The sequence below is a fragment of the Xanthomonas sp. NCPPB 1132 genome, assembly GCF_056629235.1.
In genome coordinates this window covers 1,455,382-1,480,415 of record NZ_CM152819.1, presented here as the reverse complement: position 1 = coordinate 1,480,415, position 25,034 = coordinate 1,455,382, and the positions used below count along the sequence as shown (strand labels likewise).

Here is a 25,034-nt window from a genome sequence, read left to right as displayed (position 1 = left end):
TGAGGATCGCCCTTACTTTTCCGGATACAACCGGTTTTCGAATGTGGGCAAGACATACCAAGGCGAGACGTTTTTCATGTCCCTCAAGGTGCGATCAATCTCTCGACCCACTGGGTAATCCACCAAGTCCGCCCTATAAAAAACCAAGCCCGTGTTACCCGGGTGCGTATCGTGATAGAGCGTTAGTTCATAGACTTGACGCAAAAAGCCCCTGCCAACCTGAACGGTTCCAAGATAATCGCCGTCTTTGAAAAGATTACCAGTTGACTGACCGGCAGTCCAGCCTGTGCACATCTTACTCTTCTCGTCTGTGACAGGCCTGTTCGCAGACTTCAAGTAGCGAGCTATCTGAGGCTTTGCTATCCGGCGGTAAAGCTCTTCGTTATCACGATTTGAGATTGGCTTCAACTCAAAGACAGTCTTTCTGATTGGATTATAAGCGTCAGGGCGGCCGCTCTCAAAGGTTCCGCCATACGTGTCGTTGGCTCCGTATCCCATGCCGGTGACTTTTGCGCTGAAATAGTAATGCGCGCCTATGCCCACCATCAGCTTATTCCACCAGCCAGGGACCTCAGCACCCGCAGGCTCCCACTCCAACCCGAGCGGATCGGCAGCCGAAAACGGCTGAGAACCCGCATAGCTGAAAGTAGAAACGCCTCCATTTAATCCTATGGGATCGGATTGAATATAGCGACCACTAACCGGATCATAATCCCGAAATGCGTTCTGGTTAAGGCCGCTGGCGGGGTCATATAGCTGGCCCGGATAGCGCATATCCAGAGAAAATCCAGACCCGTCCATGTCCGGATCTTCGTTTGGAGGACTCGCTCCAAAAGACTCGCCCATCAAATCCCACTTCCATACTGCCTTATCTTGGGAAGGGTCAATGACCACACGTGGAGTGCCAAGATGATCTGCCTCCACATACTTCAAACGATTGGTTGAACTACTGGCACCTTGCAGCAGGCCAACTGGCTGGTCGTCAAGCCAGATCGCTTGCTGGACGGCTTGCCCGGCACCATCGAAGTCACCCAACCAATGACCCGCAGGGTCGTAAAGCCTGTGAATTGCGCCATTTGCGGTGGTGCGCTTCGCCTGCTGACCATGGCCGTTATAGACGTATGTTCCAAGCACAGCACCGCTGGATTTGGCTTCGGACATCCGACCAGCGTCGTTGTAGATGAACTCTTTCGAAGCTCCCCCAATCGACGTCGTGTTGCCAGCGCTATCGTAGGAACGCGCCTGCCCAGCGATGCTCGACAGCCGATTGGTGTTTGCCTGATACGAATAGGCCTGGTTTCCGGAGGCTGTTGACAGCCCGGAACGGTTTCCAACCGCATCATAAGAATAGGACTCGATCGAAACCCCAGTCGCGCCGTCTCGGAAGTGCGTGAGTCTTCCTACACCATCGTAGTCCAGCGTAGCGCGCTGCGTCGTTCCAGCAGCATAGCCAAGCCCAACCAAGCGCCCCGATGCGTCATAGCTTAGGCCTACATCAATGCCACCGTTCCCAGCGTCCTTGATCGATTTGGCCCGATAACTGCCATCAAAAGTCCGCGACAACGTTCTGCCGTTGCCGTAGGACCAAGCGGTAGCAGGTCCGAAGGGCGCATAAGTCACCCCCTCAAGCAGTGTTTCCACACCGGTGCCTGGCGTATCGACACGCAGAGCAGAGACACGCCCCTGCGCACCGTAGGCATAGTTGACGATTGAGCCGTCCGGATAGGTTCTTGAAGAAATCCGTCCTGCGGTGTCGTAGGTGTCTACAAAACTCAGAAGCGTGCCGTCACTTGCGGTGAAAGACGTACGAACGAGGTCTCCAAAACTGTTGTAGCAGTATTTCGTCTCGCCACTCTGATCCAGCATGCGAGTCAATCTTCCCACGGCGAATGTCTCCGCCTGAGCGCAGCTATTCTGTACCTCGTCATACACATACTGGATTAGGGCGTCACTACCGGACTTTACTGAGGTCAGACGGTTGAGCGCATCAAAAGTTCGGGTTGTGACCACACCACGCGCGTCCGTCGTCTCAATCCTATTGCCAGCAGCATCTACGCCATGTGTGCTGATCCCCGTGTCCGGGCTCTCAATTCCGACAGAATCGCCCAGCGTATTGAACGAGTAAGTCGTGGTCAGTCCGTTGGGATCCTTCACCGAGTCCAAGTTGCCCAACGGATCGTAATGGTAGTTGGTTTTTTGATTAAGACCCGTCGCGTCCCTTACAGCCTGCCTCAGTCGTCCTAACTCATCGTAGTGCCGTTCATCAACGATATTCAAAGCCGACGTGGTCGAGGTCAGCCGGCCCTCCGCGTCATACCCCAACTCGGTGGCGTTGCCATCATGATCGGCCTGGGTCACAGCCTGGCCCAACGAGTTGTAAATCGTGGAATTCTGACGACGCACCACGTTATTGCTGTCGGTTATGGTCTCCTGAATACGATTTCCATCGTTATCCAACGTGTAAGAAAGCTGTGCCCCGGAATTGTCGGTGACCTTTATCAGGCGCCAAGCGGCGTCGTAGTCGAACTTCCTCCAAGTGCCGTCCGGGCTTGTGATTTGCTTAACTTTCCCGGTTGGCCAATACTCATATAGCGTGACCCGATCATACGATGACGGCGCGCCTTGGGCTCGAATGGTGACGGAAGATACCGCACCTCGCGGCGTGTATGTCGTAGCCGTCAGAACGCCATTGCTATCCTTGGCCGAGGTCACGCGCCCCATCGGATCATAGGAAAGCATCTCGGTGCTTTGCCCCAGAGCATTAACCACCTTCCATAGATCGCCCTTACGATAAGCGCAAGCACCACCGGTTGTGCAAGAAGGATCGTCAGAGGCGTAGTAGAAATACTGCGTGACATCGTTCACGTCGAGGCGCGGACCATCAATTGCCTTGAGCAGCCCCAAAAGCGGACAGTTGCCACCCGCTGCAACATCCGCAGCCTCACAGTAGGAGTAGGTGGTGGTTCTTTCTCCAACCCCGCCTGCACCTATCTGGCTTGCCGCTGCTAGTTGGAGCCTGCCATTTCTGATGAATTCGGTGGACCCGCCGCCATCCTGCACGCTTGCCACGCGGTTTGACTGGTCCATGATGCGTTCGACAACGACACGCTCTGATGGTGTTCCCGCCGCTTCGGTTCTGCTTTGCAAGCGGTAGCTCGTCCCATTTACGGACTCTGACGAATACTCATAGTTGGTCACAATCCCCGATCGACTGCTTGATGAGGAAAGGCGCCCTGCGTTCGAACTATTTGTGCCGAAATATGAATACGTCCGCGTTCCCGCCGAGTCAGCGATCGAGGTTATCTGCCGAGAGCCTCCCACTGTGGTAATTGCATAGGTCTCAACTTCGCCCAACGCATTGGTGACCTGAGCACCACTTGGCGTGTAGGTGATGGAGGTCGCCCCGACACCGCCCGCCAGGTTGCTGCTTATTGCGCGCCCCTTTGCATCGTAGGTGAAGGTGCTTTTTCTTGATCCAGACTCGTCGGTAATTCCAGTCAAATGTCCCCGGAAACGACTGTCTTCATAATGGTAGATGCGCGAGTTTCCATCGGGGTATGTCACCGACTGCAGGATCCGATCCGCATAGGCGAAGGACGCTAGGACCACGCCTGAGGATTCGATCGACGTAATTAATGCGCCGCTCGAATCGTCACCGTATTTATATTCTATATACCTACCTTGCCCGGAGTGGACCTTCCAAAGCCTCGAGTATTGGTCATACTCGTAATTGAGTGTCTGTCCGTTTTCCTGGACAAACGACTGCAAGCGGCCACTCTGGTCAAACTGATAAATTCCAGAGGCTCTTCTCAGATCCCAGCCCGTGCTCGACGAGACCAAGACATCTCCGCTTCCGTCAGTGGCAGAGTAGCTCGTGCTGTCTACTGGGGCGAAGGTTGTTGTGTAGCCCGCACCATTGATCAGGATGGCACTATTTGTCGTGACGTTCAGTCTTAACCGATGACTGTCCGACCAACCGGGACCGTAGGCGCCAGCCTGGGTTGAGTAGCCCGAGTGGTAGGATCGAGTTAGGTCGATCCAGGCCAAACTTGCGTCACTCTCCTGCTCTACTTGCTCTCCTGTCTTGATGTCGCACGGGTCACCGACCTGGGCACTCGGCGCGCCTTCGTCAGCTTGGCATTCGGATTTCTGCGTGACGATTGATGCGATAGCCCATTCGTTGACGCAGCCGCCGAACGCGTTCTTCCAGTTGGTAAAATATTGCTGTGGCGGACAGTCGTAATATCTAGTCCGCACGAGCTGCATCTGATCTTGACGCAAGTCGCAATCGTCTGAAGAGTAGCGCGTCAGCGTGTAATCCTTGTTCTGCGCTTGACCACCATACGTCCCATCAGAATCGGTCGCATACCAGTCGCTGGTTAACTCGATACTCGGATATGGGCACGTCGGCTCGTTGGAGTATGTTATATCCAACTGCTCTTGCAGCGCTTCTTGTTCAGTTGGCCAGGAGTTGGCCATCTGGTAGGCCCACTCTTTATCGTTGGGCTGCTTTATCCCTATCCAATAATTGATCTTAATGAGCCCTTGCCCTATATCCTCAACATCCCTTATCTCTTTAACATAAGAGAATATCCCATCATAAATTGATACGGGCGCCGGGATAGTCGAGATGGCTGCCTCAGCTTCCTGCTGTGTTTCATATATGCCAACTTGCTTTCCGTCCAAATCATAAAGAGTGAAAGTCTGATCACTCTCTTGCGCAAGGCCCGTCTGAGCGACAAGCAAAAGCATTAATGAGATGAGAGCCAGTGCCGCATTCTTGATCTTGTTCATCGCAACTCCTTTTTGCGAAGCGCGCCGTTCGATCTATTGAGATCGATAGAACAGCATTCCTAGCAATCCATGCCATTTGGCGGGCTAAACCGCCGACATTGTTAGCACGGCCGCACGCGAGGATCAAGTGACCACCGTCGCATTATGAGCGCACTATACAGTCCACTTGCAAAAAAGCCCCGATCAGCTCGGGGCTTTTTTTGCCTACTGTTTATTGCAAGATCAGCCCGGATACTTGGGGAATTTTTCGTCCGGGTGGTTCTTTTTCCACTCTTGATAAGCCGAGGTTCCTTCCCAAGCCTTGAACGCCAAGGGCGTGCGTCCGCGACCAGACCAAGTCTCTTGAGTGTGCGGAAGCCAGTATTTTGGAGCCACTTCCTTTTTAGAGGTAGCTGCCTTCTTGGGCCTTGCCGCACCATTGATCACAAAGCCCGCAATTTCGGAGCGCTGCTTGGCATTGAAATACTCCGCAAACTCGCCGAGCAGCTTCACCACTTCGGTGAAAGCCTCGGTAGCCTGATCTTGCCGCAGTTGGGCTTCTTGCTCTTCAAGCTTGCGAAGCTCTTCCTCCAACTTGGCCTTGGCGGAGGTGATCGATTCCAAAGATTTTTTACTCACAAACGCCCTTTAATAAGATAGAACCAACGGCTTGACATGCTCCATTATTCGACTACAAAAAGCAAGCCACTCTCATCGACAACACCCATATGAAAATTGAAGATTTCTGGAACCAAGCCTTTATCGCAGCACTGACCAGACTACCCGTTGCAGAAGCTAAACAAGAAGCCACGGATGCACTCAATGCATGCATTGATCATTGGAATGAAGAGGGCCGTCAATATTTCCCGCAGCTTCCGCAACGTTGGTCTGATGCGGAACTCACCTCAATCCCGAGACGTGGAACTGATTTCTAAGGCTGGTGCCCGGCAGGAAATGGCGTGGGATCTGCTTCAAATGAATATCCCAAGTTTTCCGCTCTTTGTATTGCTTCTTCTTTGGTTGACCCACTACAAACAAACATGCGAGGCGGCGGATCGGTTAGCACCAGAAACCATTCTGGCGGGTCACTCAGCGTTGGATATCCATGCTGAGGATCTGCTTTAACGAGAATCACTTTGCGACTCTGCTCTTTGGGCTTCGATTTTTGGCTTCCGTATTCCATTTATATACCTCACACGGTTTAAAACATCAAAATTCAGTGAAGACTGATTGAGAACTGATCTAGTTCTTGGCCTTTAAATGCAGACAGTTTACTGGATAGAGCGGTAACGCGACTGGCGGATTGAAACGAGCCAAAGTCGCCACACGATCAGGCAAAGTCCGCCGATCAATGTAGAACTTCTCCAACACCCCCTGCCCTCGCGCATGACCGGTGATCGCCGCAATGGCTGAGGCCGACACACCCGCCTCATCCAAACGCGACGCGATGGTGTGGCGAAAGCCATGAAAGCCTTGCCCCTTCGCCGTGATCCCTTGACGTTTAATGTAAACGGAAAACTGTCGGCTCAACTGTCGACCAAAGCCCAGTCCCGTGCTGTTGGGCAGATGAGGAAAGATCTGCGTGTGTCCTGCTTGGCGCACCTCATCGATGTAGATCAGAAAACCCGCATCGATCACCGGCTTGGCCAACGGCACGAAACGGCGGCTGTTCTTGTTCTTGACGCTTTGGCCCTTTCCACCCTGTCGCACGAAGAACCCGGGCACCCCATCGATCGTGTCGATGTCCTCCACCCGAAGCTGCGCGATCTCATTCACGCGCGCCCCCGAGTAGAGCCCAAGCATCGGTCCAAACCACCGGTGCGGATACTTTTTGGCCCATGCCGGGAAGGCCACCGGATCGAAGATGGCCTTCAACTCGGCATCCGTGAAGGGCTCACCTGTGTCATCTGCGTCAGGCGTGGCAATCGCCCGGATGCCTGCCAATGGATTGTTTGGCAAAAGCCCTGCTGACACGAGCGACACCAAGAACACCGACACGCGCTGCCGATGCTTGGCAACCGTCCAGGCGGCAGGCTCGGGAACTTGATTGGCTTGGGCAAGCGTCACTACATCCATGACCGCAAGACCCTTGTAGGGCGCGCGCTTGGTCGCATTCGACGGCCACCACCGCACGACATCGAAAAAGGCGCGCACATGGTCTGCCGTCAACTCGGACACCGCCAGGTCTTGCCCCACGGCGCCCGCGAACAAACGCAGCGAGTGGCGGCTTTCAAGGATGGTCTTACTGTGGAGCTTGGCGCGACCCAAGTCTCCCAAGTGATCCGCAATCGCTTTGGACAACAGCGGGCCAGACGCTTTCGCCTTGCCTGTGCGCCAGCCGCTTCGCTTGTTGGTCGCGGCATTTCCGCTGGCTGGCTCACGCAACAACTCAGCGAACAATGCTGCGTCTTCGGGCGTGTCGATCTGGGCTCTACCCAAATGCGTGCCGTTGGGCAGCGTCACATCGGTCAATGTGAGTTCGCGCAGTCCTTGCTCTCGGATGCGGCGCAGCACTTCGTCCAGATCCACCGGCTTCCCCTGCCTCAATGCTTGGAACGCGTTCGATAGTGCCATCCCCATGTAGGCCGACACCAGACGCGCAGCATCGCCGGGGCGAAGATGGAGAGGACGAACGAGATATCGCGAGCCAACTTGCCCCCGCAAATCAGCAGGAACCAAGAAGCGCACATAGAGGCCTGACGGCCGATGCAGCAAGAAGGGCTTGGCCAAAAACGATACCTCAAACGATACCTTGGGAGGTCGTTCGAGGCGGTCTTCAGTCGGGAGGAATAGTCAGCGCGGTCAACAACTTAGCGCTAGCATTCGCGAGACTGGAGCGGGCGATGGGAATCGAACCCACGTCAGTAGCTTGGGAAGCTACAGCTCTACCATTGAGCTACGCCCGCGTTGCCGGTGCAGTCTATGCGCTGGGCCGGGGGTTGCGCAAGAAATCGGCGTGATGCGGCTGCAGCGCGCCATGTTCCGAAGCGGCCGGCGATCATGACCCGGCAAATGCGAAAGGGGCTTCAGCCCCGACGGCTCGCATTCCGAGGCGTCGGGGCTGAAGCCCCTTCCATAACAGGCATGGCTGCCCTGGTACGGTATGTCGCTCGCCCTACCCTGCCCGGCGCGTAGCCGGGCAAGGCGGGCGAACTCGGCGTTGCTTAGAAGCTGCCGCCGAAGTTCACGAACAGCGAGGTGTCGTGCGCACGCGACTGGCCGGTGGTGGCGGCGATGCCGACGTTGCTCTCCAGGCCCCACATCTTGGTCCGCGCGCCCAGCACCACCGAGGCGTAGTTGCGGTCGAAGTTGATGCCCGGCACCGCGTACTCGCCCAGGTCGGACATGGTCTGCAGGTACGCGGTGGCTTCCTGGTTCTTCTTGAACTCGTGGTCGTAGGTGGCCTGCAGGTACGGCTTCACCATGCCGGCGTCGATGCTGGCCTTCCAGCCAATGCGGCCGACCATCGACTCGACGTCGCGGTCGCTGTAGCCCAGCGCGCTGGAGTTCGGGTTGCTCTCGGCATAGCCGTCGAGCTTGACCTTCTGCCAGATCGCCGCGGCCACCGGGCCGTGCCTGAAGCTGCCTTCGCCAAACTCGTAGCCGCCCTGCAGCGCCGCGGTCAGGTTGCTGCCGTCCGGCGAGCCCTTGTGCTCGATGGTGGCCGGGCCGAGGTTGACCTTGCGGGTGACGTCGTAGCTCAGCCAGGTGTAGCTGACCTGGGCGTTGACCCAGGCATGCTCGCCGTACCAGCCGGCGAAGCCGCCGAGGGTGCTGTCGTCCTGGGTGTAGTCGCCGCCGCGGTTGCCGAAGTCGGCATCGGTGCGACCGAAGCCGCCGAAGCCGCCGAACACCCACTCGCCACGCGACCAGTCCACGCCGAACAGGCCGGCCGGGGCCAGACCGTCGTACAGGTCGCCGTGCTGGTAGCGCTGCATGTCGCCACGCAGGTTGCCCCACCAGCGCACGCCGTCCGCTTCCGGGCGGCCATCGACGTGCCAGGCGACCTGGTCGGCGCGCGAGCGGCCGACCATCTGCGCCGAGTGGGTCAGGATCTGCTGGGTGCGCGGGCCTTCCAGGATCGACAGCGCGTACTGCGCCAGCAGCTCGTGGGTGCGGCCGGTCGGGTGCACGCCGTCGGCGAACACATAGGTATCGGCGGCGTCGGCGCTGACGTAGCTGGTCGGGTTGCAGGTCAGCGACTGCGCGGTGATCTGCGGCTGGCAGGCGGTGCCGGTGACGTTGGTGAAGCCGTAGGTGCCCGGATTGGCCACCACTTCCTGCAGCAGGTGGAAGGTGTCGAACGGGATCACCCGCAGCCCGGCGCTCTTCAGGCCGGAGAACAGGGCGGTGTTGTACGCGGTGGCCAGGGCGGTGCCCTGCGCCATCGCCGCGGCGCCGCCGGCGCGGAAGCGCGGGGTGATGCCGACGTCGGGCAGGTTGTTGACCATGACGTAGCGCGCGCCGGCGTTCTGCAGGCTGGCGACGATGCCGACTTCGGCGGTCACGGCGTTGCCGATGGTGGTCTGCACCGGCGCACCGCCGGCGATGGCGAACAGGTCGTTGGCACCGCCCCACACCGAGTACAGCGCGTTCGGATCGGCCTTGCCGCCGTTGGCGGCCAGGTAGTTGCTGGCCTGGGTCGCCAGCGACGGCGCCACGCCCAGCGCGCTGGCGTTGGCCACGCCGACGCGCGCGTTGCCCGCGGCATAGTCGTCGCCGATCTGGCCATTGCCGTTGGCGGCGGCGTTGGTGCCGTAGTACTCGGCCACGTACTGCGCCCAGACGAAGTCCGGGTTGGTGGTGAACTGGCCGGTCACCGCACGCACCGAGGCCGGCAGCAGCGGACGGTAGTAGCCGGCGTCGGTCAGGCTGTCGCCGAAGAACACGGTGCGGCTGTAGGTGGTGGACTGCGCGAACGCAGGCGCGGCGGCGAGCACGATCGCGGCGGCGAGCAGCGAGCGGAGCGGACGGATAGACGACGTCATGGAAGCCCTCCCGGGCAAAAATGGAACACGAAGTGGAGCGAAACTGGGGTGCGGCCGCACCATACGTTGCCGCATGGCCGACATCATTCCACCTCTGCCGGACACGCTCACGTTGCACCGCCGCAAATGACACGACTCGCGCGCCAGTGGCACGCATTGCACAATGATGGCATGAACATCGAATTGAACGGCAGACAATGCACGCTGGCGCCGGCCACCACGGTGGCCGCGCTGCTGCAGGCCGAAGGGCTGGGGCAGCGTCGGGTCGCGGTCGAGGTCAACGGCGAGATCGTGCCGCGCGGCGCGCACGCCACGCACGAGCTGCACACCGGCGACCGGGTCGAGATCGTGCACGCGCTCGGCGGGGGCTGAATCGGGCGGCTGCGCGCCGCGGCGCGGACTCGGCAGGGCCGGTGCGATGGGCGATAATCCGCCGATGAACGCTCCCGCCCCCCACGATGCGCTGGTGATCGCCGGCAAACCCTATCGTTCGCGCCTGCTCACCGGCACCGGCAAGTTCGCCGATCTGGAACAGACCCGCCTGGCCACCGAGGCCGCCGCCGCGCAGATCGTCACCGTGGCGATCCGCCGCAGCAACATCGGCCAGAACCCGGGCGAGCCCAACCTGCTCGACGTGCTGCCGCCGGAGCAGTACACCATCCTGCCCAACACCGCCGGCTGCTACACCGCCGAGGACGCGGTGCGCACCTGCCGGCTGGCGCGCGAACTGCTCGACGGCCACAACCTGACCAAGCTGGAAGTGCTGGGCGACCAGCGCACCCTGTTCCCGGACGTGGTGCAGACCCTCAAGGCCGCGGAAATCCTGGTCGCCGATGGCTTCGAGGTGATGGTCTATACCAGCGACGACCCGATCCTGGCCAAGCGCCTGGAAGAGATCGGCTGCGTGGCGGTGATGCCGCTGGCCGCGCCGATCGGCTCCGGCCTGGGCATCCAGAACCGCTACAACCTGCTGGAGATCATCGACAACGCCAAGGTGCCGATCATCGTCGACGCCGGTGTCGGCACCGCCTCGGACGCGGCGATCGCGATGGAACTGGGCTGCGACGGCGTGCTGATGAACACCGCCATCGCCGGCGCGCGCAACCCCGTGCTGATGGCCAGCGCCATGCGCAAGGCGGTGGAAGCAGGCCGTGAGGCGTTCCTGGCCGGGCGCATCCCGCGCAAGCGCTACGCCAGCGCCTCCTCGCCGGTCGACGGGCTGATCGGGTGAGGCTGCAGGCATGACCGATCCGTTCTCCAGCGCCGGCGCCAAGACCCCGCCGAAACCCTTCACCGTCGAGGAAGGCCATCGCCAGGTGCGCAGCTTCGTGCTGCGCCAGGGCCGCTTCACCCCGGCCCAGCAGCGCGCGTTCGACGCGCTGTGGCCGCGCTTCGGCCTGGACTACAGCGGCCAGCCGCGCGACCTGGACGCCACCTTCGGCCGCAGCGCGCCCAAGGTGCTGGAGATCGGCTTCGGCAACGGCGCGGCCTTGCGCCACGCCGCGCAGCACGACCCCAGCCGCGACTACATCGGCATCGAGGTGCATGCGCCGGGCGTCGGCCGCCTGCTCAACGCCCTGGCCGAGGACGGCGCCGACCACGTGCGCCTGTACCACCACGATGCGGTGGAGGTGCTGCAGCACGAGATCGCCGACGGCAGCCTGGACGAGGTGCGCATCTACTTCCCCGACCCCTGGCACAAGAAGCGCCACAACAAGCGGCGCCTGCTGCAGCCGGCGTTCGCCGCGCTGCTGGTGCGCAAGCTGCGCGCCGGCGGCCGCCTGCACTGCGCCACCGACTGGGCCGACTACGCCGAACAGATGTGGGACGTGCTCGACGCCACCCCCGGCCTGGTCAACCGCGCCGGCCCGCGCGGCCACGTGCCGCGCCCGGACTGGCGCCCGCAGACCCACTTCGAGACCCGCGGCCAGAATCTGGGGCATGGGGTGTGGGATTTGTTGTACGACCGGGAATCGGGAACGGGGAATCGGGAATCGGAAGCGGGCTCGTCTGCCGCTCCCCGATAGCGACGACCTGCGACGACCGGCCGCTTCTGCCATTCTCCATTCCCGATTCCCCATTCCCGGCCTCGCATGGATACCGCGCTGACGCTGACCACCGATATGAAGCTCGTGCTCGGGCTGGTCGGCTTCACCATGGCGATGTTCGTGTTCGAGCGGATCCGCGCCGACGTGGTGGCGCTGGTGGTGCTGGTGGTGCTCGGGGTGACCGGGCTGATCGCGCCGGAGGAGCTGTTCAGCGGCTTCTCCGGTAACGCGGTGATGAGCATCATCGCCACCACCATCCTCGGCGCCGGGCTGGAGCGCACCGGCGCGCTGAACCGGCTGGCCTCGTGGCTGCTGCGGCGGGCGCGCGGGGTCGAGGAACGGTTGATGCTGCTGACCACCGCCATCGCCGGGCTCAATTCCTCGTTCATGCAGAACCCCTCGGTGATGGCGCTGTACCTGCCGGTGGCCTCGCGCCTGGCCGGACGCACCGGGCTGACGCTGCAGCGGCTGCTGCTGCCGATCGCCGCGGCCATCGTGATGGGCGGTGCGCTGACCATGGTCGGCAACTCGCCGCTGATCCTGCTCAACGACCTGCTGCAGTCGGCCAACAACAACCTGCCCTCGGGCATGGCCACCATCGAGCCGCTGCGCATGTTCGCGCCGCTGCCGATCGGCGTGGCGCTGCTGGCGGCGTCGCTGATCTATTTCCGCGTGCGCGGCGACAAGGCGCTGGCCGAAGAAGAGCGGCTGATCAACGACGGCGTCACCCCGGCGCGCACCGAGAGCTATTTCGCGCGCACCTACGGCATCGAAGGCGACGTGTTCGAGCTGATCGTCAGCGCCGACAGCCCGCTGGTCGGCATGACCCTGGGCGAGGCCGAGACCGTGCACAACGCGCCGCTGCTGCTGGCCCTGAAGACCGGCAACGACACCCGCCTGGCGCCGCCGGCGGATATGCGCATCTGGGTCGGCAGCGTGCTCGGGGTGATGGGCGCGCGCCAGCAGGTGGCCGATTTCGCGCAGAACCAGTTCCTGCGCCTGTCCTCGCGCCTGCGCAACCTCGGCGACCTGTTCAACCCCAGCCGCGCCGGCATCTCCGAGGCGGTGATCCCGCCGACCTCGCGCTTCATCGGCAAGAGCGCGGCCGAGCTGCGCCTGCGCAAGCAGGCCGGGATCAGCCTGCTGGCGATCAACCGCGACAAGCAGGTGATCCGCGAGGACGTGCGCAAGGTGCCGCTGCGCGCCGGCGACATGCTGGTGTTCCACAGCATCTGGCAGGACCTGGCGCAGGCCTCGGAAAGCCGCGACTTCGTGGTGGTCACCGACTACCCCAAGGGCGAGCACCGCCCGCACAAGTTCAAGATCGCGATGACGATCTTCGCCCTGACCATCCTGATCGCGCTGACCTCCAGGCTGCCGGTGGCGCTGACCCTGATGACCGGCGTGGCCGGCATGCTGCTGACCGGCGTGCTGCGCATGGACGAGGCCTACGCGGCGATCAACTGGAAGACCGTGTTCCTGATGGCCGGGCTGATCCCGCTGGGCTGGGCGATGGACAGCAGCGGCGCCGCCGCCTGGGTCGCCGGCCATACCATCGCGCGGCTGCCCGAGGGCATGCCGGTGTGGGCGCTGGAGATCGCCCTGGGCCTGCTGACCACCGCGTTCTCGCTGGTGATCAGCCATGTCGGCGCGACCATCGTGATGGTGCCGATCGCGGTCAACCTGGCGCTGGCGGCCGGCGGCAACCCCACCGCGTTCGCGCTGATCGTGGCGCTGTCGGCCTCCAACAACCTGATGACCGCGTCCAATCCGGTGATCTCGATGATCACCGGCCCGGCGAACTACCAGCCGCGCGAACTGTGGCGCGTCGGCGGCCCGCTGTCGCTGGTCTACACCCTGGTGGTGGTGCTGATGGTCAACCTGATGTCGATGGGCTGGTGGCACGCGCTGTAGCGCGGCTCGTCGCAAGCACCTGCGCTGCGCGCTAAACCAGCACCACCTGCCCGTCGCGCACGTCCACCGGCACCGCGTGCAGGCTCTGGCCGCGACAGGGGCCGGACACGCACTCACCGCCCTGCAGTTCGAACGCGGCGCCATGCGCGGCGCACACCACGTGGCCCTCGCGGCTCTTCAGGAACTGCCCCGGCGACCAGTCCAGGCGGCGCCCGGCATGCGGGCACACGTTCAACCACGCGCGCACGGTGTCGCCCTCCCGGTACAGCAGCAGCGACTCGGATTCGCCGCCGATCAGCGCCTCGGCCTCGGCCAGTTCGCCGGAAACGAGGGCGTGCAGCGACGCCAGCACGGCGGAAGATTCGGTCATGGCTTACGGGCACGCACGGCGACGGGGCCGCAATTCTGGCACGGACGCGCATGGCCCGCGCCGGCGCGCGGCTTCACTCCGCGAGGACATGCAAGCGATTGAACGCAAAGTGTTAATTTTTCGCTTAACGAAGTTTTCACTCCGTCACATAAAACAGCGTCGATACTGCGCGCCTTCGGTTCAAACTGAAACAGAATTCTGCCATGCGCGCTCGCCTCTTCAATTTCGACCAATTCCGGCACGTCTTCGCGCCGCGCAAGCCGCGCCATCCGCTGGTGAAGCTGGCCGTGGGCCTGCTCGGCCTGGCGATCCTGGCCGGGCTGGTGTTCGTCAGCGTGTTCGTGGGCGCGGCGATGATCCTGGGCGGCATCGCCATGAAGCTGCTGAGCCAGCGCGGCAAGCGCCCGGCCACCGCGCGCCGGCATGTCGTCGATGGCGAGTACCGGGTGGTGCGCAAGCCGGCCTTGCCGCTTTAGAGCTGGGAATGGGGAATCGGGATTGGGGATTGGTAAAGCGCCATCCCGCTGCTTAGAAGCCTTGCCGGGCTGACGCGTTAGACTTCGGCATCTTGTTCCGTTCGGATGCCAGCCCATGAAAGATCTGTTCGCCGCTGCCGAGGCTCCGCGTGTTCCTGTGCGCGGCCAGGGGCTTTTCCCGGTGCATCGCATCTATTGCGTGGGCCGCAACTTCGCCGACCATGCGCGGGAGATGGGCGCCAGTGCGCCGGCGTCGAAGGCCGAGCGCGGCCAGCCGACCTTCTTCATGAAACCGGCCGATGCGCTGGTGATCGGCGAGGAGGCCATCCCCTACCCGTCCGCGACCCAGGACCTGCACCACGAGGTGGAACTGGTGGTGGCGCTGGGCCAGGACGCGCCGGCCGGCGTGCTGCCGGTGGACGCCGCCGAGTCTCTGATCCTGGCCTACGGCGTGGGCCTGGACCTGACCCGTCGCGATCTGCAGGCCGCGGCCAAGGCCAAGGGCCTGCCGTGGGACATCGCCAAGGGCTTCGACGCGTCCGCGCCGATCAGCGAGCTGATCCCGGCCGGCGAGGTCGGTGCGCTGGAAGCGCTGAACCTGTCGCTGGAGGTCAACGGCGAAGTCCGTCAGCAGTCGCTGCTGGAGCAGATGATCTGGAACGTGCCGGAGATCCTGCACGAGCTGTCCAAGCTGTTCGCGTTGCGCGCCGGCGACCTGGTGTTCATGGGCACGCCGGCCGGCGTGGCCGCGCTGCGTCCGGGCGACCGCTTCAGCGCGCGCCTGGAGAACGTGGCCGAGCGGCATGGGCGCATCGTCGGCTGAGTTGGTCGGCCGAGGACACCCGCGCAGTCGCGCGGCGGACGCAGGCCTGTGACCCGACGACCACAATCGCTGCGCTAGGCTAGCGCCGCGGCGACAGGCCCGCACTGACAAGAGAGGAGTTCCGATGAGCATGATCCGCGAATTCAAGGAATTCGCCATGCGCGGCAACGTGCTGGACCTGGCGGTCGGCGTGGTGCTCGGTGCCGCGTTCGGCAAGATCGTCACCGCGCTGGTGGAGAAGATCATCATGCCGCCGATCGGGTTGCTCGTCGGCGGCGTGGACTTCTCGCGCTGGGCGTGGACGCTGAAGGCGGCCACGGTGGACGCGGCGGGCAAGCCGGTGCCGGCCGTGGTGATCGGCATCGGCGATTTCCTCAACACCATCATCCAGTTCGTGATCGTGGCCTTCGCCATCTTCATGCTGGTCAAGGCGATCAACCGCATCGCACGCAAGGAACCGCCGGCGCCGAAGGCCCCGACCGAGGAAGTGCTGCTGCTGCGCGAGATCCGCGATTCGCTCAAGCACGAGCCGCGCGCGGAGTAAGCGCGACGGTGCGCGCGGCCTCTTCCATGGAGGCCGCGCCGTGCACGGCGGCGAGGCACTGTTAAGCTCCCCGTTCCTGTGTTCGCGGAGTTTTCCATGCGCCGTCTCGCCCTCGTCATCGCTGCCGTCCTGAGCCTGTCCTCCACCGCCAACGCGGTCGAGGCCACGCGCATTCCAGAGGCGGCGCTGCGCGATGCAGCGACCCTGCGCGAACGCGCGCTGGCCGACGACACCGGCTGGAAGGTGGTCGAATCGCTGACCACCGAGATCGGTCCGCGCATGGCCGGCAGCGAGGCCGATGCACGCGCGGTGACCTGGGCCACGGCGAAATTCAAGGCGCTGGGCTTCGACAAGGTGTGGACCGAGCCGGTGACGTTCCCGAAGTGGGAGCGGCGCAGCGAACACGCGCAGGTGCTCGGCGCGCACGCGCAACCGCTGACCGTCACCGCGCTGGGCGGCAGCCCCGGCGGCACGGTCGAGGCCGAGGTGGTGCGCTTCGCCGACCTGGCCGCGTTGCAGGCGGCGCCCGCCGATGCGCTGCGCGGCAAGATCGCCTTCGTCGACTACCAGATGCTGCGCACCCGCGACGGCAAGGACTACGGCAATGGCGGCGCGGTGCGCAGCAAGGGACCGTCCGAAGCGATCCGCAAGGGCGCGATCGGTTTCGTGATGCGCTCGGCCGGCACCGATTCGCACCGCGTGCCGCATACCGGCATCACCCGCTTCGACGACGGCCTGACGCCGGTGCCGTCGGCGGCGCTGTCGGTGCCCGATGCCAACCAGCTGGCGCGCCTGCTCGCGCGCGGCCCGGTGCGCCTGCGCCTGGCGCTGGACTGCGGCTGGGACGGCACCGTCACCTCCTACAACGTGATCGGGCAGATCACCGGGCGCACGTTGCCGAACGAGGTGGTGCTGATCGGCGGGCACCTGGATTCGTGGGACCTGGGCACCGGCGCGATCGACGACGGCGCCGGCGTGGCGATCAGCATGGCTGCCGGGCATCTGATCGGCCAACTCAAGCAGGCGCCCAAGCGCAGCATCCGCGTGGTCGCCTTCGCCAACGAGGAGCAGGGTCTGTACGGCGGCAAGGCTTACGCGCAGGCGCATGCCAAGGACGTGGCGCGGCACCAGATCGCCGCCGAGAGCGACTTCGGCGCCGGCCGCATCTACGCCTTCAACACCGGCTCCACCGACGCCGCCGGCTCGCGCGAGGCGACCCGGCAGATCGCCGAGGCGCTGGCGCCGCTCGGCATCGCCTACGCGCCGGACGCCGGCGGCCCCGGCCCGGATGTCGGCCCGCTGGCGGCCAAGGGCGGCGCCTGGGCGTGGCTGGCGCAGGACGGCAGCGATTACTTCGATCTGCATCACACCGCCGACGACACCCTGGACAAGATCGACCCGAAGGCGCTGGCGCAGAACGTGGCCGCGTATGCGGTGTTCGCGTATCTGGCGGCGCAGGCCGACGGCGGGTTCGGCAGCCAGGCCAAGACAGTGGAACCGCCCAGGGAGTAAAGTGCACCGGACCTGCGCAGGACGCGCGCAGGGGCTTCCCTTCCGCAGCTGCGCCAGGACCTTTGATGGGCATACGGCAACGTCGCGCGGGCTCAGCGGTGACGTTGCTGGATGTGGCCCGCCATGCGGGCGTGTCGCCGATGACTGCTTCGCGCGTGATCAACCGCCACCCGCGCGTGAGCGCGACCATGCGCGAGCGCGTCGAGGCGTCGATCCAGGCGCTCGGCTACCGCCCCAACCTCGCCGGCCGCTCGCTGCGCACTGCAGGGCTAGCGCGCATCGGCGTGCTGTACAGCAACCCCAGCGCGGCCTACCTCAACCAGTTCATGCTCGGCGTGCTCGAACGCAGCAGCCTGGAAGGCTGCCAGGTGCTGGTGGAGAAGAGCGAGGACAGCGACAGCCAGCGCGCCGCCACCGAGCGCCTGCTCGATGCCGGCGCCGATGGCCTGATCCTGCCGCCGCCGCTGTGCGATGCGCGGCAGACCATCGCCGAACTGGAAGCGCGCGGCATCCCGCTGGTGGCGGTGGCCACCGGCGCGCCGTTGCCCGGGGTCAGCTCGGTGCGCATCGACGACTACGCGGCCGCATGCGCGCTCACCCAGCACCTGCTCGATCTGGGCCACCGCGACATCGGCTTCGTCAGCGGCGATCCCGGCCACACGCCCAGCGCGCTGCGCAGCCGCGGGTTCTTCGACACCATGGCGCGGGCCGGGCTGACGGTGGCGCCGGAACGCGTGGCCGAAGGCCTGTTCACCTACCGCTCCGGCCTGCTCGCGGCCACCGCGCTGCTGCAGGCCGCGCCGCGCCCCAGCGCGATCCTGTGCAGCAACGACGACATGGCCGCGGCGGCACTGGCGATCGCCCACGGGCTGCGCCTGCGCGTGCCCGAGGATCTGTCGATCGCCGGCTTCGACGACACGCCAGTGGCAACGACGATCTGGCCGGAGCTGACCACCATCCACCAGCCGGTCACGGCGATGGGCGGGGCGGCGGTGACGCTGCTGCTCGGCGAGATCCGCCAGCGCCGCGACGGCCTGCCCAGCCGCGGCACCCATCAGGTGCTGGACTACACCCTGGTCACGCGCGCCTCCACCGCGCCGCCTGCGGCGGGCTGATCGCTACGGCGTCGCGTGCGGCGTGCGCTGCCGCTCAGGCGCGCGCGTGCCGGACCACGTCGACCTGGGCGACGCCCAGCAGGCCGGTCAATGGCACCTCGGCGCGGCGTTGCCGCGGGTCGGCGACCAGCCCCTGGGCGCGCAGCAGGTCCAGCAAACGTTCCGCCAGCGGCATCACCATGTGCCGGCCCCAGCAGCGCTCGGACGCATGGCCGAACGGCAGGTAGCCGGGCAACGCATCCGGGTCCAGGCCGTCCCAGCGCTCGGGCCGGAACGCGTCCGGTTCCTCCCACAGCGCCGGATCGCGATGGCTGAGCAAGGGCAGCACCAGCACGTCGTCGCCGGCGCCGATGCGCGGATCCAGCGCGCCGTACTCGGGCGAGGCGTTGCGCAGGATGTTCCAGGACGGCGGCAGCAGGCGCAGGGTTTCGTAGAGGATGTTGCGATTGGAAACATGCGGGTCGAACGGCGAGCCCAGCCACAGCGCGTTGGCGACCAGCGTGGAAATGGTGAAGCACACCGGCGCGGCGGTGCGCCGGTACAGCCCCATCGCATCGCGACGTTCGCGGTAGTTGCCGGCCGCGGACAGCAGCGTGGCCAGTGCCGAGGCGTCCGCGCGCGGCGCCAGCGGTGCGAGCGCGCCGGCGGCGATCACCGCCCAGGTCAGGCGCGGCGTCAGTTCCAGCGTGCGGTCCATCAGCAGGCGCAGCCGCCAGGGATCGCCGCCGAGCAGCAGGTCGCGCAGGTAGACATGGCCGACATGCGGCCAGGGGCCGGACAGGTCGAGCGTCGTGGGGACCGGGCGCTTCAACGCCTCGCGCACGTCGCGGCCGATCGCCTGCATCAGCTTGGCCGCTTCGCTGCGCGCGATCGAGCGGCCGTGCAGCGGTTTGAAGGTCGGGCGTTCGTGTTCGGTCGCGGGCCGGGCCGCGAGCAGGCGGTCGGTCAACGTCGGCCCGGCGACGCCGACCGTGTCGGCATCCAGGCGGAACGCCTCCTGCCCCACATGCGTGCGCAACAAGTCCTGCAGACGCGGCGCGAAGACCGTGGCGCGCGCGTGGCGATCGACCAGGGTGGCGGACATCGCGAGTCTCCTGAAGGAACGGCGCCCGGCGCAGCGTCGTCGCCGCCGGGCACCGGCCGCACGCGACAGCGCGCGGCAACGCACGGGGCGCTCAGTACCAGATGTACCAGGCGTAGGACTTCAGCGGCTTCTTCGACGACAGCAGGTGCTTGATGGAGAACAGCAGCTTCATAGCGACATCTCCGCAGGAGTGACGATGGCCCTTTCGGGAGGGGGAACTGCGCGGTCTCGCTGGCACGCATCGCGCGGCGCGCGATCGCATCGACGAGGCGCGCCTGCACGCTACGCCGCCGACAAGCGCCCCGCAAACCCGAAACCGGCAGACGCGCACACTATTTCGTAGCCAAATGCAGCCGGCCCCTGGCGCCGGCCGCCGTGTTCAGCGCGCAGCGTGTTGGTGCGGATGCCGGCTGCGCCAGGTGCCCAGCAACACCGCGGTGGCGGCGGCGACATTGAGGCTTTCCACCGCGCCGCTGCCCGGGATCGACAGGCGCAGGTCGCAGGCCTGCGCGAAGTCGCGATCCATGCCGTCGCTCTCGGCGCCCATGACGTAGACCAGGCGCTGCGGCAAGACGCTGGCGAACAGATCGTCGCCACCGGCCACCAGCGTCGCCGCCAGGGCGAAGCCCGCGCCCCGCAACTGCGCCACCGCCTGCGCCGACGGCGGCAGCCGCACCAGCGGCACCACCTCGGCGCCGCCCTCGGCCACGCGCGCGGCGGCACCGGACAGCGCCAGTGCGGCCTGCTCCGGCAACAGGATCGCGCCCACGCCGAAATGCGCCGCCGAGCGCAAAATCGCGCCGAAGTTGTGCGGATTGCCCACGCCGTCCAGCCACAGCGCCACCACCGGTCCCGGCGCCAGCGTCTGCAGCCAGTCGGCCAGGGCCAGCGGCGCGACGCGCAGCACGTCGGCGACCACACCCTCGTGGTGACTGCTGGCGGCGAGCTTGTGCAGGTCGGCCTCGTCCACCACGCGGTAGCCGACCCGGTTGGCCACGCACCACTTCAGCAGTGGCTGCAGCGCCGGGATCCGCGCCTCGCTCAGGTACAGCTTGCGGATCGCCTCCGGCCGACGCGCGTACACCGCGCGCACCGCGTTGAGGCCGTAGAGGCGCAGTTCGTTGCGGGTATTGGCCGGCGCACCCTCACCCCCGGCCCCTCTCGCGGGGGGAGAGGGGGGATTTCCACCGCGCGGGCGGTTGCCCCAGGGCGAGGTCATCGGCGCACGCCCGTGGCGCAGCGGGGACGAAGGGCATGACGCATGGCAATCTCCTGAAAAAAGCGCGGGCCGCTCGTCGGGAACGGCGGGCTGCGGACATTTTCGCTCATCCGCGCGCCGCCGGCTGCCCCCGGCGTGGTCCAGCGCGGCGCCGGCACTTGTCTACATCGCGCGACACGAAGCGCAAACCAGATCGCGGCGGCGACCGAGAAGCAGTTCACCCTCGCCCGCACCATGCGGGATTCGCGGGGAGGCATGCGGAAATCCGACAAGCGCGCGCTGCGTGTTGGGTCCATCGTCGCCGCTTCCTCAGCGACCACGCAGGCCTCTATCGAGAACAACCACGTCCCATCCCACTCGCTTCGCAAACGGGAGGCACGCCGCGACCGTCGGCGCCGCAACGCGCCGCGCCGCCGCATGGCCTCCCGAGAACGCATTCCGCATTCTCACGACAAGGCGAACTCCCATGCACTCCGACTTCCGCGTTTCTTCCTGGACGGCACGCCACCGCGCCTGCACTGCATTGCTGATGCTGCTGGCGCTGTTCGGCCTCAGCGCCAGCGCGCTGGCGCAGACCGCCGCGCCCGATGCGCGCCTGGCCCGGGCCGGCGCCCTGCGCGCCGCACACAAACCCGTCGAGGTTCCTGACGACTACATCCAGACGCCCTTCGGCTACTTCGCGCCGGCCTGCGTGCGCCAGGTGCATCGCAACGAGCGCGTGCTCGGCGACGGCGGCCTGCAGCGCGCCAACGGCGTGCGCGAACAGGCGCAGGCCTGCACCCAGGACAACTTCACGCCCAGCGGCATCCGGGTACGGCCTGACGGACGCGGCGTGGATGGCCGGCAAGTCCGCGGCAACGCCGCACTGGCGGCCTCCAGCGCGCGCCGCGCGGTGCCGCCGCCGATCACCCACGACTGGGTGCAGTCGGCCATCGACGTGACCGGCAACAAGATGGGCCGCATCGTGGCCAGCTGGACGGTGCCGCAGAACCCGACCAACGTGGCGCAGCAGACGGTGTATTTCTTCCCCGGCATGCAGAGCGACGATCCGACCATCCTGCAACCGGTGCTGGGCTACCGTGGCGACAGCAATACCTGGGATCTGAGCAGTTGGAATTGCTGCCAGGACGGCATGGTCTGGTACAGCGACTTCATCCCGGCCAAGGCCGGCGACCGGATCGTCGGCGACACCTATGCCACCTGCAGCAACGGCAGCCCCTGCGCGAACTGGAACGTCGATACGCGCAACGTCACCACCGGCCAGAGCGTGCGGCTCAGCACCACCTACGACATCAATTCCCGGACGCACCTGGTGGTGGGCGGCGCGCTGGAAGTGTATGCGGTGGACAGCTGCGACCAATATCCGCCCGACCGCCGCATCACCTTCGAGGCGATCGGCGTCTACGACTACCGCATGCAACGGGTGGCCTCGCCGGCATGGGTGTCCTACAACGACAGTTCCGGCCTGGACGTGCAGTGCGATTACGCGGTGGATACCACCGCCACCTCGGCGACCATTTCCTACTGAGGCCGCATGATCACCTGAGTCCCGCGTCGCCGTCCGGTGGCGGCGACGCGGCTCAGGCGCCGGGCCAGGTGCGCGCGAACAGCCGCAGCGCGCGCCGTTGCCCGTCGCGTACCGAGACCTCAGAACGCACGCCGATCTCGGCGAAACCGTTCTTCTGCAGCACCCGCGCCGAGCCGTAATTGTCCGGCAGCGTCAACGCCTCGATCCGCTGCAGGCCTAGCGCCGGCACCGCCCAGTCCAGGTAGGCGGCGACGATGCGGGTCATCCGCCCCTGGCCCCAATGCGCACTGCCGAGCCAGTAGCCGAGCTCGGCCAGCCCAGGCGCCGGCTGCGCCGCGGCATGCAGGCCGATGCCGCCGCAGGCCTCGCCACCGATCTCGATCGCCAGCACCGGGTCGCTCAGGTCGATGACCTGCCCGCCCAGGAACGCGGCGCCGTCGGCGCGCGTGTAGGGATGCGGAAAACGCCGGCTGAGCCCCCGCGCCACCTGGGCGTCGTCGGCGTGGCGGACCAATGCGTCCAGGTCGCTGGCGCGCCAGCGGCGCAGCGCGATCCCGTCCAGTTGCAGCCGCAGGTCGTGCCAGCGGCCAGCCACGGCGGTCTCGGACATCGGCGCTCCTGCGGCAACGGGACGCCCAGCATAGCCGCCGGCCGGGCCGTCCGCCGGGTCGCGCAAGCGTCTACGGCTGAGGGTTTTACCCGACAGACCAGCGAAAGCCAGCGCCGGTAGACTCCCGCGCCGCACCTCGCCCTTCCGTCCCAAGAGCCGTTCCCGATGCCCTCCGACACCGCCGCCACGGCCCGCATTCCGATCTTCATGTACCACAACGTGGCCGAGGCGCCGCGCCACCTGCAGGTGTACCGCAGCCTGTACGTCAGCCCGGGCCGCTTCGCCCGGCAGATGCGCCTGCTGCAGCGGCTGGGCTACCGCGGCGTGTCCATGTCCGACGCCATGCCGTACCTGCGCGGCGAGCGCCAGGGCAAGGTCGCGGTGGTCACCCTGGACGACGGCTACCTGGACAACCTGCACGCGGCGCTGCCGGTGCTGCAGCGGCTGGGCTTCACCGCCACGGTGTACATGGTCAGCGGCTGCATCGGCCGCCACAACGTGTGGGATGCGCAGAAGCTGGGCATCGAGAAGCCGCTGATGAACCTCGCCGAGCTGCGCCAGTGGCGCGCCGGCGGCATGGAGATCGGCGCGCACACCCGTTCGCACCCGCACCTGACCGGCTGCAGCGATGCGGCGCTGCGCGAGGAGATCGGCGGCTGCAAGCGCGAACTGGAGGACCTGCTGGGCGAGGCGGTGCCGCAGTTCTGCTACCCCTACGGCGATGTCGACGACCGCGTCGCCGACGTGGTGCGCGAGGCCGGCTACACCGCCGCCACCAGCACCCGCCGCGGCCGCGCCCCGGCCGGCTCGGATCCGATGCGCTACCCGCGCATCCAGGTCGCGCGCCATCACCTGCTGCCGCAGTTCGCGCTGCGCGCCTTCACCGCCTACGAGGACCGGCGCGGATGAAATTCCTGTTCGTCGGCACCAATCCCGAAAACACCGGCGCAGCCACCCATTTCGTGGCGCTGGCGCAGGCGCTGGCCGGCGTCGGCCACCAGGTCGAGGTCATCGCCTGCGAAGGCGGCCTGATCGCCGACGAGTTGCGCCGCAGCGGCATCACCGTGCATGTCGGGCACTTCCGCAACGTGCTGGACCCGGACGGCTACGGGCCGTTGCTGCGGGTGGCGCGGCGCAGCCGGCCGGACTGGCTGGTCGGCAACTTCGGCAAGGAATACTGGCCGCTGCTGCTGGCCGGACGTGCCCTGGGCGTCCGCGTGGCGCTGTTCCGCCACCGCACCCCGGCGATGAGCGCGCTGTCCGGCTATGCGATCCCGCGCCTGGCCGCGCGCTTCTTCGCGGTGTCGCACTACGCGCGCCAGGCCTACCTGGAGCGCGGCGTGCCCGAGGCGCTGGTGCAAGTGCTGTACAACCCGGTGACCATGGAGCGGCTGCGCCCGGATCCGGAACGCGGCCGCGCCATCCGCGCCGCGCAGGGCCTGCCCGAGGACGCGATCGTGCTCGGCTACAGCGGGCGCATGCATGCCGGCAAGGGCATTTTCCCGTTGCTGGACGCTGCAGGAGCGGCGATGGCGCAGGAACCGCGCCTGCACTGCCTGTGGCTGGGCGACGGCCCGGACGCGGCGCAACTGCAGGCGCAGGCCGCGGCGCAGCCGCACGGCGAACGCCACCGCTTCGTCGGCTGGGTCAACGACACCACCCCGTACTACAACGCGATGTCGATGCTGGCGTTTCCGTCGCTGGCGCCGGAAACCTTCGGCCGGGTCTCGGTGGAAGCGCAGGCCAGCGGCGTGCCGGTTCTGGCCAGCCACGTCGGCGGCACCGCCGAGACGCTGGACCCCGGCGTCAGCGGCGAACTGCTCACGCCCGGCGACATCGCTAGCTGGCGCGACGCGATCCTGCGCCTGTGCGATGGCGAACGCCGCCAGCGCATGGGCCAGGCCGGGCGCGACTTCGTGCAGCGCCATTTCGGCGGCGCGGTGATCGCCGCGCAGTTCGTGCACCTGCTGCAGCAGCCGCGCTGCGCGCCGCGGCCGCTGGCGTCGTCGCGGGTCGATCCGGCCTGAAGC

At 65.6% G+C, this 25,034-nt stretch carries 22 protein-coding genes, 1 tRNA gene and 1 pseudogene; 13 read left to right on the top strand and 11 right to left on the bottom strand.

Features of this window, described 5'->3' with window-relative positions; all coding sequences use genetic code 11:
* Positions 1-12 precede the first annotated feature (12 nt).
* Together AC1G9L_RS06355 and AC1G9L_RS06350 are read right to left on the bottom strand one after the other, a co-directional pair.
* Positions 13-4,794 carry an RHS repeat-associated core domain-containing protein gene (locus AC1G9L_RS06355; RefSeq protein WP_481070504.1) on the bottom strand — a complete coding sequence of 1,594 codons (4,782 nt, stop codon included), beginning with the start codon at positions 4,792-4,794 and terminating at the stop codon, positions 13-15.
* 222 nt (positions 4,795-5,016) lie between these two features.
* Positions 5,017-5,412, bottom strand: coding sequence for an H-NS family nucleoid-associated regulatory protein (locus tag AC1G9L_RS06350; protein WP_209248966.1), 396 nt, complete (start codon positions 5,410-5,412; stop codon positions 5,017-5,019).
* A 183-nt stretch (positions 5,413-5,595) separates the two neighbouring features.
* On the opposite strand from AC1G9L_RS06350, the gene AC1G9L_RS06345 reads away from it, so the two are divergent.
* On the top strand, positions 5,596-5,898 hold the full coding sequence (locus AC1G9L_RS06345; protein ID WP_481070503.1) for a hypothetical protein: 303 nt from the start codon (positions 5,596-5,598) through the stop codon (positions 5,896-5,898).
* A 117-nt stretch (positions 5,899-6,015) separates the two neighbouring features.
* Here the strand turns inward: AC1G9L_RS06345 and AC1G9L_RS06340 are convergent, their stop codons facing one another.
* The 3 genes from AC1G9L_RS06340 to AC1G9L_RS06330 all read right to left on the bottom strand — a co-directional run bounded on the left by AC1G9L_RS06340 (position 6,016) and on the right by AC1G9L_RS06330 (position 9,761).
* The gene (locus AC1G9L_RS06340) at positions 6,016-7,353 is read right to left on the bottom strand and encodes a site-specific integrase (RefSeq protein ID WP_481071032.1); all 1,338 of its coding nucleotides are present in this window, start codon (positions 7,351-7,353) and stop codon (positions 6,016-6,018) included.
* 252 nt (positions 7,354-7,605) lie between these two features.
* A tRNA-Gly gene (locus AC1G9L_RS06335) sits at positions 7,606-7,679 on the bottom strand.
* A gap of 258 nt (positions 7,680-7,937) precedes the next feature.
* Complete coding sequence (locus tag AC1G9L_RS06330; protein WP_019802356.1) at positions 7,938-9,761, bottom strand: autotransporter domain-containing esterase; 1,824 nt, start codon at positions 9,759-9,761, stop codon at positions 7,938-7,940.
* A gap of 171 nt (positions 9,762-9,932) precedes the next feature.
* Here AC1G9L_RS06330 and thiS point away from each other — a divergent pair, with 171 nt between their 5' ends.
* The 4 genes from thiS (at position 9,933) to AC1G9L_RS06310 (ending at position 13,723) form a co-directional block, all read left to right on the top strand.
* The gene (gene thiS, locus AC1G9L_RS06325; protein WP_019802355.1) at positions 9,933-10,133 is read left to right on the top strand and encodes a sulfur carrier protein ThiS; all 201 of its coding nucleotides are present in this window, start codon (positions 9,933-9,935) and stop codon (positions 10,131-10,133) included.
* Between the two features lie 64 nt (positions 10,134-10,197).
* Positions 10,198-10,992, top strand: coding sequence for a thiazole synthase (locus AC1G9L_RS06320; RefSeq protein WP_017910410.1), 795 nt, complete (start codon positions 10,198-10,200; stop codon positions 10,990-10,992).
* Between the two features lie 10 nt (positions 10,993-11,002).
* Positions 11,003-11,788 carry a tRNA (guanosine(46)-N7)-methyltransferase TrmB gene (trmB, locus tag AC1G9L_RS06315; protein WP_019802354.1) on the top strand — a complete coding sequence of 262 codons (786 nt, stop codon included), beginning with the start codon at positions 11,003-11,005 and terminating at the stop codon, positions 11,786-11,788.
* A gap of 66 nt (positions 11,789-11,854) precedes the next feature.
* The gene (locus AC1G9L_RS06310) at positions 11,855-13,723 is read left to right on the top strand and encodes an SLC13 family permease (RefSeq protein WP_010341810.1); all 1,869 of its coding nucleotides are present in this window, start codon (positions 11,855-11,857) and stop codon (positions 13,721-13,723) included.
* A 31-nt stretch (positions 13,724-13,754) separates the two neighbouring features.
* Here AC1G9L_RS06310 and AC1G9L_RS06305 read toward each other — a convergent pair whose 3' ends face one another.
* A complete protein-coding gene (locus tag AC1G9L_RS06305) occupies positions 13,755-14,093 on the bottom strand; it encodes a Rieske 2Fe-2S domain-containing protein (protein WP_019802353.1) in 339 nt (112 codons plus the stop codon).
* Positions 14,094-14,296: 203 nt separating this feature from the next.
* Here AC1G9L_RS06305 and AC1G9L_RS06300 point away from each other — a divergent pair, with 203 nt between their 5' ends.
* From AC1G9L_RS06300 to AC1G9L_RS06280, 5 genes are all read left to right on the top strand, one after another.
* Entirely contained in the window at positions 14,297-14,569 is a 273-nt protein-coding gene (locus AC1G9L_RS06300; RefSeq protein ID WP_017910413.1) for a hypothetical protein, read from the top strand.
* Positions 14,570-14,684: 115 nt separating this feature from the next.
* Entirely contained in the window at positions 14,685-15,392 is a 708-nt protein-coding gene (locus AC1G9L_RS06295) for a fumarylacetoacetate hydrolase family protein (RefSeq protein WP_010341807.1), read from the top strand.
* Positions 15,393-15,516: 124 nt separating this feature from the next.
* Positions 15,517-15,936: a large-conductance mechanosensitive channel protein MscL gene (gene mscL / locus AC1G9L_RS06290; RefSeq protein ID WP_019802352.1), complete on the top strand. Its 420-nt coding sequence runs from the start codon at positions 15,517-15,519 to the stop codon at positions 15,934-15,936.
* A 96-nt stretch (positions 15,937-16,032) separates the two neighbouring features.
* Entirely contained in the window at positions 16,033-17,448 is a 1,416-nt protein-coding gene (locus AC1G9L_RS06285; protein WP_481070502.1) for a M28 family peptidase, read from the top strand.
* Positions 17,449-17,513: 65 nt separating this feature from the next.
* On the top strand, positions 17,514-18,563 hold the full coding sequence (locus AC1G9L_RS06280) for a LacI family DNA-binding transcriptional regulator (RefSeq protein WP_371180877.1): 1,050 nt from the start codon (positions 17,514-17,516) through the stop codon (positions 18,561-18,563).
* 238 nt (positions 18,564-18,801) lie between these two features.
* Here AC1G9L_RS06280 and AC1G9L_RS06275 read toward each other — a convergent pair.
* From AC1G9L_RS06275 to AC1G9L_RS06260, 4 genes and pseudogenes are all read right to left on the bottom strand, one after another.
* Positions 18,802-19,647 (bottom strand): annotated as a pseudogene (locus tag AC1G9L_RS06275) (cytochrome P450); the annotation flags it as partial.
* Between the two features lie 91 nt (positions 19,648-19,738).
* Positions 19,739-19,819 carry a tryptorubin family RiPP precursor gene (locus AC1G9L_RS06270; protein ID WP_234006660.1) on the bottom strand — a complete coding sequence of 27 codons (81 nt, stop codon included), beginning with the start codon at positions 19,817-19,819 and terminating at the stop codon, positions 19,739-19,741.
* Positions 19,820-20,026: 207 nt separating this feature from the next.
* Positions 20,027-20,866: a TrmH family RNA methyltransferase gene (locus AC1G9L_RS06265; RefSeq protein ID WP_481070501.1), complete on the bottom strand. Its 840-nt coding sequence runs from the start codon at positions 20,864-20,866 to the stop codon at positions 20,027-20,029.
* Complete coding sequence (locus AC1G9L_RS06260) at positions 20,863-21,207, bottom strand: hypothetical protein (protein ID WP_481070500.1); 345 nt, start codon at positions 21,205-21,207, stop codon at positions 20,863-20,865. The genes AC1G9L_RS06265 and AC1G9L_RS06260 overlap by 4 nt, the downstream gene beginning before the upstream one ends.
* Before the next feature lie 125 nt (positions 21,208-21,332).
* Here AC1G9L_RS06260 and AC1G9L_RS06255 point away from each other — a divergent pair, with 125 nt between their 5' ends.
* Positions 21,333-22,394: a hypothetical protein gene (locus tag AC1G9L_RS06255; RefSeq protein ID WP_481070499.1), complete on the top strand. Its 1,062-nt coding sequence runs from the start codon at positions 21,333-21,335 to the stop codon at positions 22,392-22,394.
* Between the two features lie 52 nt (positions 22,395-22,446).
* Here AC1G9L_RS06255 and AC1G9L_RS06250 read toward each other — a convergent pair whose 3' ends face one another.
* On the bottom strand, positions 22,447-23,004 hold the full coding sequence (locus AC1G9L_RS06250; RefSeq protein ID WP_019799465.1) for a GNAT family N-acetyltransferase: 558 nt from the start codon (positions 23,002-23,004) through the stop codon (positions 22,447-22,449).
* A gap of 165 nt (positions 23,005-23,169) precedes the next feature.
* Between AC1G9L_RS06250 and AC1G9L_RS06245 the strand changes: the two genes are divergently transcribed.
* The gene (locus tag AC1G9L_RS06245) at positions 23,170-23,913 is read left to right on the top strand and encodes a polysaccharide deacetylase family protein (protein WP_010341794.1); all 744 of its coding nucleotides are present in this window, start codon (positions 23,170-23,172) and stop codon (positions 23,911-23,913) included.
* Positions 23,910-25,031, top strand: coding sequence for a glycosyltransferase family 4 protein (locus tag AC1G9L_RS06240; protein WP_481070498.1), 1,122 nt, complete (start codon positions 23,910-23,912; stop codon positions 25,029-25,031). Before AC1G9L_RS06245 ends, AC1G9L_RS06240 begins: the two co-directional genes overlap by 4 nt.
* Positions 25,032-25,034 lie beyond the last annotated feature (3 nt).

Excerpts from the sequence above, each read along its gene's own strand:
- AC1G9L_RS06330 (WP_019802356.1), bottom strand. The coding sequence starts at position 9,761 with ATGACGTCGTCTATCCGTCCGCTCCGCTCGCTGCTCGCCGCCGCGATC.
- AC1G9L_RS06345 (WP_481070503.1), top strand. The coding sequence starts at position 5,596 with ATGCATGCATTGATCATTGGAATGAAGAGGGCCGTCAATATTTCCCGC.
- AC1G9L_RS06355 (WP_481070504.1), bottom strand. The coding sequence starts at position 4,794 with ATGAACAAGATCAAGAATGCGGCACTGGCTCTCATCTCATTAATGCTT.
- AC1G9L_RS06240 (WP_481070498.1), top strand. The coding sequence starts at position 23,910 with ATGAAATTCCTGTTCGTCGGCACCAATCCCGAAAACACCGGCGCAGCC.
- mscL (WP_019802352.1), top strand. The coding sequence starts at position 15,517 with ATGAGCATGATCCGCGAATTCAAGGAATTCGCCATGCGCGGCAACGTG.
- AC1G9L_RS06300 (WP_017910413.1), top strand. The coding sequence starts at position 14,297 with ATGCGCGCTCGCCTCTTCAATTTCGACCAATTCCGGCACGTCTTCGCG.
- AC1G9L_RS06320 (WP_017910410.1), top strand. The coding sequence starts at position 10,198 with ATGAACGCTCCCGCCCCCCACGATGCGCTGGTGATCGCCGGCAAACCC.
- AC1G9L_RS06295 (WP_010341807.1), top strand. The coding sequence starts at position 14,685 with ATGAAAGATCTGTTCGCCGCTGCCGAGGCTCCGCGTGTTCCTGTGCGC.
- AC1G9L_RS06270 (WP_234006660.1), bottom strand. The coding sequence starts at position 19,819 with ATGAAGCTGCTGTTCTCCATCAAGCACCTGCTGTCGTCGAAGAAGCCG.
- AC1G9L_RS06245 (WP_010341794.1), top strand. The coding sequence starts at position 23,170 with ATGCCCTCCGACACCGCCGCCACGGCCCGCATTCCGATCTTCATGTAC.
- AC1G9L_RS06265 (WP_481070501.1), bottom strand. The coding sequence starts at position 20,866 with ATGACCTCGCCCTGGGGCAACCGCCCGCGCGGTGGAAATCCCCCCTCT.
- AC1G9L_RS06255 (WP_481070499.1), top strand. The coding sequence starts at position 21,333 with ATGCACTCCGACTTCCGCGTTTCTTCCTGGACGGCACGCCACCGCGCC.
- AC1G9L_RS06305 (WP_019802353.1), bottom strand. The coding sequence starts at position 14,093 with ATGACCGAATCTTCCGCCGTGCTGGCGTCGCTGCACGCCCTCGTTTCC.
- AC1G9L_RS06340 (WP_481071032.1), bottom strand. The coding sequence starts at position 7,353 with ATGGGGATGGCACTATCGAACGCGTTCCAAGCATTGAGGCAGGGGAAG.
- AC1G9L_RS06250 (WP_019799465.1), bottom strand. The coding sequence starts at position 23,004 with ATGTCCGAGACCGCCGTGGCTGGCCGCTGGCACGACCTGCGGCTGCAA.
- AC1G9L_RS06310 (WP_010341810.1), top strand. The coding sequence starts at position 11,855 with ATGGATACCGCGCTGACGCTGACCACCGATATGAAGCTCGTGCTCGGG.
- trmB (WP_019802354.1), top strand. The coding sequence starts at position 11,003 with ATGACCGATCCGTTCTCCAGCGCCGGCGCCAAGACCCCGCCGAAACCC.
- AC1G9L_RS06280 (WP_371180877.1), top strand. The coding sequence starts at position 17,514 with ATGGGCATACGGCAACGTCGCGCGGGCTCAGCGGTGACGTTGCTGGAT.
- AC1G9L_RS06285 (WP_481070502.1), top strand. The coding sequence starts at position 16,033 with ATGCGCCGTCTCGCCCTCGTCATCGCTGCCGTCCTGAGCCTGTCCTCC.
- thiS (WP_019802355.1), top strand. The coding sequence starts at position 9,933 with ATGAACATCGAATTGAACGGCAGACAATGCACGCTGGCGCCGGCCACC.